The 10,777-nt window shown below is 32.3% G+C and carries 13 protein-coding genes and 1 pseudogene; 11 read left to right on the top strand and 3 right to left on the bottom strand.

The annotated features are described in order from the left end of the window. From AC2LE6_RS07195 to rsgA, 3 genes and pseudogenes are all read left to right on the top strand, one after another. Nucleotides 1-226 (top strand): annotated as a pseudogene (locus AC2LE6_RS07195) (HesA/MoeB/ThiF family protein); the annotation flags it as partial. A gap of 10 nt (nucleotides 227-236) precedes the next feature. Further along, nucleotides 237-482, top strand: a complete 246-nt coding sequence (locus AC2LE6_RS07190; RefSeq protein ID WP_484478589.1) for a MoaD/ThiS family protein — start codon at nucleotides 237-239, stop codon at nucleotides 480-482. 221 nt (nucleotides 483-703) lie between these two features. Then, nucleotides 704-1,654, top strand: coding sequence for a ribosome small subunit-dependent GTPase A (rsgA, locus tag AC2LE6_RS07185; protein ID WP_484478588.1), 951 nt, complete (start codon nucleotides 704-706; stop codon nucleotides 1,652-1,654). Between the two features lie 12 nt (nucleotides 1,655-1,666). On the opposite strand, the gene AC2LE6_RS07180 is transcribed toward rsgA, so the two are convergent. The 3 genes from AC2LE6_RS07180 to AC2LE6_RS07170 form a co-directional block, all read right to left on the bottom strand. Then, nucleotides 1,667-1,882: a helix-turn-helix transcriptional regulator gene (locus AC2LE6_RS07180; RefSeq protein ID WP_484478587.1), complete on the bottom strand. Its 216-nt coding sequence runs from the start codon at nucleotides 1,880-1,882 to the stop codon at nucleotides 1,667-1,669. Continuing rightward, complete coding sequence (locus tag AC2LE6_RS07175; protein WP_484478586.1) at nucleotides 1,882-2,343, bottom strand: hypothetical protein; 462 nt, start codon at nucleotides 2,341-2,343, stop codon at nucleotides 1,882-1,884. Before AC2LE6_RS07175 ends, AC2LE6_RS07180 begins: the two co-directional genes overlap by 1 nt. 151 nt (nucleotides 2,344-2,494) lie before the next feature. Beyond that, nucleotides 2,495-3,124: a DUF6198 family protein gene (locus AC2LE6_RS07170; RefSeq protein WP_484478585.1), complete on the bottom strand. Its 630-nt coding sequence runs from the start codon at nucleotides 3,122-3,124 to the stop codon at nucleotides 2,495-2,497. A 93-nt stretch (nucleotides 3,125-3,217) separates the two neighbouring features. Between AC2LE6_RS07170 and AC2LE6_RS07165 the strand changes: the two genes are divergently transcribed. The 8 genes from AC2LE6_RS07165 to AC2LE6_RS07130 form a co-directional block, all read left to right on the top strand. After that, on the top strand, nucleotides 3,218-4,414 hold the full coding sequence (locus AC2LE6_RS07165; RefSeq protein ID WP_484478584.1) for an MFS transporter: 1,197 nt from the start codon (nucleotides 3,218-3,220) through the stop codon (nucleotides 4,412-4,414). Then, complete coding sequence (locus AC2LE6_RS07160; protein WP_484478583.1) at nucleotides 4,411-5,313, top strand: aminoglycoside phosphotransferase family protein; 903 nt, start codon at nucleotides 4,411-4,413, stop codon at nucleotides 5,311-5,313. The genes AC2LE6_RS07165 and AC2LE6_RS07160 overlap by 4 nt, the downstream gene beginning before the upstream one ends. A 141-nt stretch (nucleotides 5,314-5,454) precedes the next feature. Next, nucleotides 5,455-7,287 (top strand): translational GTPase TypA, encoded by a 1,833-nt coding sequence (gene typA / locus AC2LE6_RS07155; RefSeq protein WP_484478582.1) that lies wholly within the window; start codon nucleotides 5,455-5,457, stop codon nucleotides 7,285-7,287. Between the two features lie 270 nt (nucleotides 7,288-7,557). Beyond that, nucleotides 7,558-7,992, top strand: coding sequence for a 50S ribosomal protein L13 (gene rplM / locus AC2LE6_RS07150; protein ID WP_484478581.1), 435 nt, complete (start codon nucleotides 7,558-7,560; stop codon nucleotides 7,990-7,992). 12 nt (nucleotides 7,993-8,004) lie between these two features. After that, entirely contained in the window at nucleotides 8,005-8,400 is a 396-nt protein-coding gene (gene rpsI / locus AC2LE6_RS07145; protein ID WP_484478580.1) for a 30S ribosomal protein S9, read from the top strand. An 88-nt stretch (nucleotides 8,401-8,488) separates the two neighbouring features. Further along, nucleotides 8,489-9,421 carry a hypothetical protein gene (locus tag AC2LE6_RS07140; protein ID WP_484478579.1) on the top strand — a complete coding sequence of 311 codons (933 nt, stop codon included), beginning with the start codon at nucleotides 8,489-8,491 and terminating at the stop codon, nucleotides 9,419-9,421. A 69-nt stretch (nucleotides 9,422-9,490) separates the two neighbouring features. Next, nucleotides 9,491-10,216 (top strand): 23S rRNA pseudouridine(2604) synthase RluF, encoded by a 726-nt coding sequence (gene rluF, locus AC2LE6_RS07135; protein WP_484478590.1) that lies wholly within the window; start codon nucleotides 9,491-9,493, stop codon nucleotides 10,214-10,216. A gap of 55 nt (nucleotides 10,217-10,271) precedes the next feature. Then, the coding region (locus AC2LE6_RS07130; protein WP_484478578.1) for a glutamate--tRNA ligase at nucleotides 10,272-10,777 on the top strand (506 nt) is incomplete at its 3' end.

The raw sequence follows: 10,777 nt of genomic DNA, 5'->3' as shown, positions 1-10,777 counted from the left end.
GATTGGTTGGATACTCCCAGGATGTAATCTGATTAAAGATACGTATCAAGACAACGAATCAGGATTAGAATCAGAATTACATAATCCATCGTTTACTCCAGCTGCCACAGCTTCTTATATGGTCTCAGAGTTTTTAAAGATGATGCAAGGTTCTGATCAAACAACAATAAACAAACTACTATTAATAGACTTACTAAGTAACTCTGTTATTAAGACAAGCAAGTAGAGGTGACGATATGGTAAAAGTAATAATATACAACTTGTTAAGATCTAAATATGGAATAAATGAAATAGAAGTACAACCAGGAACAATTACAAGTATCATGGATGAAATAGTAGAAAGACATCCTAATATAATTAGGTCTGATTTTGATACGTGCGTAGTCTTTGTAAAAGGGCAACCACTTCATCTAAGAAAGTTCGATACAATTATAGAAGATAATGATGAAATTATCTTCACCAACTTTGTTGGTGGAGGATAAGATATAGTATTGACAATATTATAAACAAGGAGTACACTATTTATAGAAAAACAGAAAGTTGAGGTGGTGTATTATGAATGAATTCACACTGAATACAAGCGAAGATATATCACTGCACAAAAACGTCTAAAAGAATTTTATAAGGACCGTGTAGGTCCTTTTTGTTTGCAGATTATATCTTCGCATTTATTAAAGAACTATAAAATAAAAGGAGATCAAATTTGACAAAATTAAACAAAGGTAGAGTCGTTTCAAATCATTTAACAAAGTACATTGTTGAATACAACAATGACAAGTATAGTTTAGAAGTAAGTGGTCGTTTTAAGTATATGTCCTACTCTAAAAGTGATTACCCAGTGGTGGGTGATTATGTATTCTTTAGAGAAACGAACCACAATGAAGGAATCATTGAATCAATTGAAGAAAGAAAGAATACATTATCAAGGTTAGGAACCGTGAATGTATTTAATGAACAAATCATCGCTTCAAACATTGATAAAGTATTTATATGTGTATCACTGAATCAAGATTATCATATAAGGAAAGTATTGAATTTCATATCAATGACACAGTCCGACGATTATGAAAGAGTGCTTCTGTTCACAAAAAGTGATTTAACAGATGAGTATGAATCGTTCGTCAATGAAGTAAAAGATTATACTGATATTGATATAAAGATACTTTCCTCATTTAACGTAGAAGACATAAAAGAACTAAAAGAATATATTGGTCTAGATACGTGTGTATTTATTGGAAGTAGTGGAGTTGGGAAATCAACAATCATTAATAAACTGATTGGGGATGAACATTTCGAAACATCTGACATAAGAATCTCAGATGCTCAAGGAAGACATACGACAGTTCATAAAGAACTGATTACTCTAGATACAGGTGGAGCTATTATTGATAGTCCAGGAATTCGAGTTGTTCAATCTTATATGGTTGATAATGTTGAAGAAGAGTTTAAAGACATCTTCAATATTGCTAGTGAATGTAGATTCAGAGATTGCTCACATGATTTAGAACCAGGCTGCATGATTCGGGAATCTTTAGAGATTGGTGACTTATTAGAAGAACGTTACAATCAATATACTAAAGCAATTAAATTAAACGCATATGTTAAAAGACAAGAACGACAAAAAGAACTACTACAAAACAAAAGAAAAAAATAACTACCTAGGTAGTTATTTTTCTTTAATATAGAAGATTTCTTCTACTGATTTATCAAATACATTACTAATTTTTAAAGCCAGTTCTAGTGATGGACTGTATTGTCCTTTTTCAATTGCGACCACAGTTTGTCTTGAAACACCTAATGCTTTAGCTAGAGCAGCCTGTGTCATTTCATCTTTCATGAAACGTAATGTTCTTACATTATTTTCAATTTTTGATTTAGCCATTATACACCTCTACGGTGATATATAACTTCAAAGACATTACCTAATACTTCAGATAGAACTCCACCTGTTATGAAAGTGATAAAGAATACAGATATTGATGCATCAAATGCTTGAGTAAACAATGCAATTATAAATCCTAAACCAAATACAACTAACGAAATTCTATTTGCTTTTAATTCAATTAGTTTATCTCTTTCATCTACTAAATCAATGTTATCTTCTTTGTTCCCAGAGATCTCTCTTCCGATTTCACTAAAGATTCTAAATAGAATTGTTAAGATTATTCTTGCTGCTACACTTATTGGGATAAACCATAAGATTAATGTAGACCACAATTTCATTTCATTGCTTGTATCAAAATCACCATTATTATATTTTGAAACTGTTACTAGAACGTACACTACAGCAATTAATACTGTCATTACTATATTTGATAAACTTCTTTTTTCTTGATAAGACATTTTGTTTCCTCCTCTGTCTATTATAGTTTACACTATGTAAAGTTTGCTTTACACCCATATAGTATAACAAACTTTACTCTATGTCAAGTATACTTTACACATATTTTAATGTTTCTAAATAGAATAATTTCTTATAAATAAAAAAGACAGACTATTTCGTCTGTCTTTCAAAATCCCATTTGTGTAAAATCCTATCGTTATAGAACTTCATTACTAATCCACTTGTAACAAGAGTAATTATAGTACCTACTCCAATTCCTTCAATACTTCCATGTAGTAAACCAAATACGATTCCTATCATAAAACCTAAGAAGTATGATACATAAGTACCTATTGCGATGCTCTTAAGTTTCAATTGTACTTCCTTTAGAAATACATCCATTGGATGTACAGCGAGATTCACATTCAGATGAACTGCGATACTAAACAATAAAATTAGTAGTCCAACAACATTTATTAGTATCCTTATTATATATGGTAATGATATGAACTCAGGAACAAACAGTAAGAAAACATCTGTCAGGTACGCAAAACAGAATAGAAACAATGCACTAAGCAACATATCTTTTAATACAAACTTCTTTGCAATAATGATTGCAACTATATAAAAGAAGACACTTAGAATAATGAATCCATTACCAAGAGAAACTCCCAAATAATTACTTGTGTTTAATGCGCTACTACCCCATGCTGTCATACCAATATCTGTTTGCTGCATAAGAGCAGTACCTAGAGCGTTGCCGATAATTGCAATCAGCATATATACTATTGTTTTCTTCATACTATCACCTAACTATGATTATATAAGATGAACAGTATTTTGTATATAATAAATATGTTATAATGTTTGTAGTTTACAAAGCGAGGAAACCATATGAATGCAAGACAACAATACATATTATTAAGAAGTATGATGGGACTTGGTTTTAGTCTAATGTTTATGGCATCTGCTATATACAGAATAGATATAGCCAATCTAGAAATCTACCAATTAATACTAATCGGATCTGCATTAGAAATAGCGATGTTTTTATTTGAAACTCCAACTGGAGTTGTCGCAGATTTAAAAAGTAGAAGACTGAGTATTATCATTGGTCTTTTCATTATTGGGGTAGGGTTTATTTTTGAAGCTATAACAACGTATTTCTTTATGATATTCATCGCTCAAATAATATGGGGACTTGGATATACGTTTATTAGTGGTGCATTAGAATCTTGGGTGTCAGATGAAACAGAAAACATTAATATTGAACAAACAATGATTACTGGAGCTCAGTTTCATCAATTGTTTAGTATTGTGGGTATTATCTTAGCTGCAGTGATTGGGATGTATAACATCAGGTTAGCGATTTATGTATCTGGAGGATTGTTTGTTCTACTAGGTATCATCACAATTTCAACGATGAAGGAACATAATTTTAAGAAACACCCTCATGATGAATCACTTTTAAAGTCTTATGTTTCGCATCTAACAAAAGGGTTTAAACATGTGAAGAAAAACAAAGTACTAAGAATAATGTTTGTTATTATGTTGTTCTTTGGTTTATATAGTGAAGGAATCGATAGAACATATGAAAGATATATACTAAACAATCTTCATATGAGAGACTACTTTGATGTAGCTCCAATATGGATACTTTCTACAATTAATGCAGTTGTCGCAATTTTTGGTTACCTAATTCTACATTTGGTTAAAAAGTATTTAACCAAGGGCCATCATTTAATCTTATGGGCAATCAACTTCACTTCGATGATGATTGTCGGGATTATACTGTTTGCCTTTTTACCATTTGAATATTTCGCAGTTCTTGGATTTATGTTTTTCTCTATAAGTAGAGAAGGAACATATCCATTATTAAACACAATATTAGTTAAAAATACTCCATCAAATATTAAGGCTACTGTCTTATCAGGGTTTGGACAACTAGACGCGATTGGACAACTGATTTCTGGTGGGCTAATGGTGGGTGCTAGTATATTAGTTGGGATACAAGGAATGTATTTATTCACAGCGATATTATTGGTGGTACCAGTATTACTGTTCATGTCATTAAGGGGAGTGAAAGAATGAATTTAAAGTTTAAAGAAATTAGTATTTTTAAAGATATAACTAAGATAACTCAGATCAACAAAGGTTGGTCGTTTGACATGAAATATAAAATAGAAACAAACAATAAAACATATATGTTAAGAACCGCACCGTTAGACAAATATAAGGTTAAAGAAGCCGAATACAAACTGATAGAAACACTCTATCAAAAAGGTCTATCAACCCATGAACCTATAGAGTTTGGATTATGTGATAATGGGCAAACTACATTTTTGCTTCTTGAATATATTGAAGGAGATCAAGCAGAGTTGATTTTACCTAGTTTGACAATTGAGAAACAATATCAACTTGGATTAAAAATGGGTAAGGAATTAAAAGAAATTCACAAACTGAATTACACACTAGAAAACAACTGGACAGAACAATATAAGAAGAAGATAATTTCTCGAATTGACGCATTTAGGAAGTGCGGATTCAAAAGCGAAATCATGAATGAAATTATTGAGTTTGTGGAAAAAAATACATACCTTTTATTTAACAGACCAACATCTCAATCTCATGGTGATTTTCATAGTGGGAACTTAATAATTACACCAGAAGAAAACATCTATATCATCGATTACAATAGAATGAAAATAGGAGACCCGTATTATGAGTTTAATAGAATTTATTTCTCATATAGAATTAGTCCTTATTTCGCCAAAGGTCAGATTGAAGGATACTTTAATAACGACATTCCAGACGATTTCTTCTTATATTTGAAGTTCTATCTACTGAGTGTAATGATTGGAAATATTCCATGGGCAATGATGTATGATCAGACAGATGTTGATTTCGCAAAAGAAAGTATTGATGAAGTTTATGAAGAGTATAACAACTTAAAAGACACAATCCCAAAATGGTTTATGGACGCAAAATAATATTGAGAGATTAAAGTCTCTCTTTTTTTATTGATGAAAACACATTCATCTAAAAAAAGAATATTTCTCTTTCATATATATATAAAAGTGGTATACTTAACAAGGTTTAATTTTAAACACGAAATATCTGGAGGTACAAATATGAGAGAACAAGATATAATAAACGTTGCAGTAATTGCACATGTTGATGCGGGTAAATCAACACTGGTAGATGCATTACTACAACAGAGTGGTGTATTTAAAGACAATGAAGTTTTAGTAGAACAAGTAATGGATAGTAATGATTTAGAACGTGAACGCGGGATAACAATCTATTCAAAGAACTGTTCAATTGAATATAAAGGAACGAAAATTAATATCGTTGATACTCCTGGGCATGCTGATTTCAGTAGTGAAGTAGAACGTATTATGAAAACTGTTGATACAGTTATTTTACTTGTTGATTCAAGTGAAGGACCAATGCCACAAACAAGAGTTGTATTAGAAAAGTCATTACAACTTGGATTACGCCCAATCCTATTCATTAACAAAATTGATAAAAAAGATCAAAGAGCTGAAGAAGTTGTTGATCTAAGTTTTGATTTATTTGGTGATTTAGGAGCAACAGATGAGCAACTGGATTTCCCAATTGTTTACGGAGTAGCTAGAGAAGGAATCGCTCAACTAGAAATGGGAGCGAATCATACGAACTTAGACTCATTATTTGAAGTACTATTAGACCATACAGATATCTATCAAGATAATTCAGATGAACCAGTACAAATTCAAGTATCAACATTAGGATATGATGATTACCTAGGAAGACTAGGAACTGGTCGTATTACTAGAGGGACATTAAAAGCTGGATCACAAGTAAAAGTTAGTAAACGTGATGGAACTGTCGTTACTGCAAAAATAGGAAAACTTTTTGTAAACGAAGGACTATCAAAAATTGAAAAACAAGAAGTATTCGCTGGAGACATCGTAACATTCTCTGGTGTATCACATATAAGCATCGGTGAAACAGTATGTGCACCTGAAAAAGTAGAACCAATGGAAATGATTGATATTGAAAGACCGACATTATCAATGAACTTCCTAGTAAACGATTCACCATTTGTTGGTCGTTCTGGGAAACTAGTAACATCTCGTCAATTAAGAGCAAGACTATTAAAAGAACTTGAAACTAACGTTGGATTAGAAGTAGAAGACATTGTTGGAGTTGAGGGATACAAAGTTAATGGTAGAGGAGAACTTCACTTATCGATCTTATTAGAAAGTATGAGACGTGAAGGTTACGAACTATCAGTATCTAAACCAGAAGTGCTTTATACACAAATAGATGGTACGAAACATGAACCATTTGAAAAAGTAATTATCTCAGCACCTGATGAGTTCATCGGATCTGTAATTGCACAATTAAATGTCCGTAAAGGAACAATGCAATCTATGATGGCAGAAAACGGATATACAAAAATAGAATACCTAGTACCAACACGAGGAATCATTGGTTATCGTTCTGAGTTTATCAACACAACACGTGGTAGAGGAACGTTAGAAAAATCATTTGATTCATACCAACCATTTGCCGGTATCATCGAGCAAAGACGTAATGGTGTATACATTGCTCTAATGCAAGGGAAAACAATGGCATACAGCTTATTCCACTTATCTGATAGAGCAAGAATGTGTGTAGCTGCGAGTACAGAAGTATATGCAGGAATGATTGTTGGATTAAATAGTAGAGCAAATGACCTAGTTGTTAATCCATGTAAAAACAAAAACCTAACAAACGTTCGTTCTTCAGGAACAGATGAAGCATTAAAACTTGCGGATCCTTTAACTTTTACTTTAGAAGAAGCACTTGAATTCATTGAAGCAGATGAGCTAGTAGAAATCACACCAGCAGCAATTAGATTAAGAAAAAGCATCTTAGATGAAAAAGATAGAAAAAGATACAATAAAGAAACAAAATGGGCAACACAAGAAAAATAACAACTAATATTACATAAAAAAACACTACTAAATACCCGAGACCTTTTACCAAAGGGAAAAACACCGTTTTTCACTAATTGGTAAAAAGCGACCTCAGTTATCGGTAGTAGCCGTGCCTGTTAACTCATTTTGGTTGATATCACGAACTATTGAAAAAAAGTGTTGAAAAGTAGTTGACATTGATATTGAAATACTATATTATAAAGTCCGGTACATTTATGGGTACGAAAATACCCTTACCCGATGATTATTATAATTGGAGGAAAACATATGAAGACATTTATGGCAAATAACCAAACAGTGGAACGTAAATGGTTTATAGTTGATGCTAAAGGGCAACGTCTTGGACGTTTAGCTACTGAAGTTGCTTCTGTATTAAGAGGTAAACATAAACCAACATTCACACCACATGTTGACGGTGGAGATTACGTAATCGTAATCAATGCTAAAGAAATTGAATTAACTGGTAAGAAATGGGATCAAAAGAAATATTACAGACATTCACAATATCCTGGCGGATTAAGAGAAGTAACAGCAAAAAGAATGAACGAAACTTTCCCAGAAAGAATCGTTGAATTCGCAGTAAAAGGTATGCTTCCACAAGGAAGACTAGGACGCCAAATGTATAAGAAATTATTCGTTTACGCAGGACCTGAGCACAAACAAACTGCTCAACAACCTGAAGTACTAGAACTGAAAGGTTAGGGGGAATTTTATATGGCAAGTAAAGTATTGTACAGAGGTACAGGACGTAGAAAACGCTCAGTAGCACGTGTTATGATGACACCAGGTACTGGAAAATTCGTCATTAATGGAAGAAAATTCAATGAATATATTCCAAATGCTGCAGTAAGATTAGATGTAGAACAACCATTAACATTAACTGAGAACTTGAAGTCATTCGATATCATAGTTAACGTATTTGGAGGAGGAATCAGCGGTCAAGCTGGTGCAATCCGTTTAGGTCTATCAAGAGCTTTATTAGAAGTAAATAAAGACTTTAGACCAGTATTAAAAGCTGCCGGATTACTTACTCGTGATTCACGTGTAATTGAACGTAAAAAACCAGGTCTTAAAAAAGCTCGTAGAGCGCCACAATTCAGTAAAAGATAGTATTTGCATAAAACTAAAAACGCAACCTATAATCAGGTTGCGTTTTTTATTACCCATTATGATATAATTATTACTAGGATGTGATGTTATGAAGAAGGTATTAGTACTATTGTTTTTGATAATCGGTGTATCTCCGTTAGTCATTAGTGCTTGCACATTAGTGCCAACAGATAGTGGGATAATGTTAACAGTAGAGAATTGTGAAAATCAATTATACTTTGATTTGATCATTGAAGAAGAAACAACCGATGCTGTAATTAGATTAGATGAATCTAATTTGAGATATCAATGGGATATAGAACAAGACGAGGAAATTGATTTTGCTAGGATGGACCACTTTGATATTAATAATGATTTTGTTAGTTTTTTAGGATACGATCATCAAAGTGAGAATATGTTCCAATACGGATGTGGATTTCACGCTTTAGATTATAGAGTTAACGAGTACGGAGAGTCAGACTATCGTTTGGAGAAGTTTAAGATCGTTGTGTTTGACGAAAACTACGAAGTTATATTCACCTCAGGTTTATATGAGACATTTATACTACCAGGGAATGGAGACGTATATCACTCATTTATCTATAATCAGGAAAGTAATACAATGACAACAGAACTAAATGATATGTACATAGTAGATCTGGATGGTTGTAGATATATGGATTACATGTATTTTTTAGGGTTCTTGTTTTACTTTATGGTTGTTGTTATGATAGTTCATCTTGTCATGCAAACTAAAAAGTATATAGAATCTAAAATGAGTAAGAAATTTATTCTATTTGCAAATGCAGTAGATGTAGTTTCGATTGGTATATTGAGTTATACATTTTTCACGTCGTTACTCTTAATGTTTATTTGGGGTATGTTAAGTATTGTCCTTCAAGTAATGAAATACATTCTTTCAAGGACAGTTAGTAATAGAGAAGAGTATAAGTATCTAGATTTGGAAACGATAAACTTGATTTTATTTAGATTAATCGTTCTTCAACTAGCAATAATTACCATTGCAATATTCTTAAATTAAAACACAACTTTTAGTTGTGTTTTTTGCTAAATAGTGTAGTATAATGAAGTGTATTAAGAAGGACTGATAATTATGGAAACAAGACTAAACAAGTACTTAAGTGAAGCTGGACATTGCAGCAGGCGAGAGGCTGACCGATTAATAGAAACAGATAGAGTTACAATCAACGATAAACTTCCAGAACTTGGAACCAAAGTTCAGGACGGAGATATTGTTAAGGTTGACGGCAAAGAGGTCGAACTACAAGAGGAATTTGTATACATCGCTTTATACAAGCCAGTAGGGATTACCTCTACAACCGATAGAACTGATAAAACTAATATTGTAGACTTTATGAAATACAATAAACGCATCTTTCACATAGGTCGATTAGACAAGGATAGTGAAGGGTTGATATTAATGACCAACGATGGTGATATTGTTAATAAAATTCTAAGATCTAACAATGATCATGAAAAAGAATACATCGTTCAAGTAGATAAAAAACTAACAGAAGCATTCCTTGGTAGAATGAGAAAAGGTGTACCAATATTAGGAACTGTTACCAAACCGTGTAAAGTTAGAAAAATTAGTGATAACACATTTAGCTTAATTTTAACTGAAGGATTAAATAGACAAATTAGAAGAATGTGTTCTTATTATGAATACAAAGTTGAAAAACTAAGAAGAACAAGAGTAATGAATATTCAACTTGATATGCCTAAAGGGAAATGGAGACATTTGAGACCTGAGGAAATTCAAAAGCTAAAACAACTAGTACAAGACTCATCTAAAACAGAGGATGCTAGTAAATAGTATTGTGTTTTATATGTACATATACTATAATACAAAACGTTAAGGAGTGATATATATGGCAGTAAGAACAAGATTTGCACCATCGCCAACTGGATTTATTCACGTTGGTAATTTAAGAAGTGCAGTTTTCACATATTTAATCGCAAAAAAAGAAGAAGGTACATTCGTATTAAGAATTGAAGATACAGATCAAGAACGTTATGTTGAAGGTGCAGTTGATGCAATCTACTACACATTAAACACATGTGGTTTACTATGGGACGAAGGTCCAGATAAAGGCGGAGAATTTGGTCCGTACATTCAGTCAGAACGAATGGCAAACTATAAAAAATACGCTCTAGAATTAGTAGAAAAGAAAGAAGCATATAAATGTTTCTGTACAGAAGAACGTTTGGCATCAATGAGAGAAAAAGGATATGCTAAATATGATGGTCTTTGTAGTCATTTAACAGATGATGAAATCAAACAAAAAGAAGACGCAGGTCTTCCTTATGTTATTAGACAAAAAACACCAGACACAGGTGCAACATCATTTACTTGTAAAGTATTTGGTACAATCAC

The organism is Candidatus Izemoplasma sp., assembly GCF_982632705.1.
This window is presented reverse-complemented; position numbering and strand designations above follow the sequence as displayed.

Coding starts and splice junctions, on each gene's coding strand:
- AC2LE6_RS07190 (WP_484478589.1), top strand. CDS start 237: ATGGTAAAAGTAATAATATACAACTTGTTAAGATCTAAATATGGAATA.
- AC2LE6_RS07180 (WP_484478587.1), bottom strand. CDS start 1,882: ATGGCTAAATCAAAAATTGAAAATAATGTAAGAACATTACGTTTCATG.
- AC2LE6_RS07175 (WP_484478586.1), bottom strand. CDS start 2,343: ATGTCTTATCAAGAAAAAAGAAGTTTATCAAATATAGTAATGACAGTA.
- AC2LE6_RS07170 (WP_484478585.1), bottom strand. CDS start 3,124: ATGAAGAAAACAATAGTATATATGCTGATTGCAATTATCGGCAACGCT.
- AC2LE6_RS07165 (WP_484478584.1), top strand. CDS start 3,218: ATGAATGCAAGACAACAATACATATTATTAAGAAGTATGATGGGACTT.
- AC2LE6_RS07160 (WP_484478583.1), top strand. CDS start 4,411: ATGAATTTAAAGTTTAAAGAAATTAGTATTTTTAAAGATATAACTAAG.
- typA (WP_484478582.1), top strand. CDS start 5,455: ATGAGAGAACAAGATATAATAAACGTTGCAGTAATTGCACATGTTGAT.
- rplM (WP_484478581.1), top strand. CDS start 7,558: ATGAAGACATTTATGGCAAATAACCAAACAGTGGAACGTAAATGGTTT.
- rpsI (WP_484478580.1), top strand. CDS start 8,005: ATGGCAAGTAAAGTATTGTACAGAGGTACAGGACGTAGAAAACGCTCA.
- AC2LE6_RS07140 (WP_484478579.1), top strand. CDS start 8,489: ATGAAGAAGGTATTAGTACTATTGTTTTTGATAATCGGTGTATCTCCG.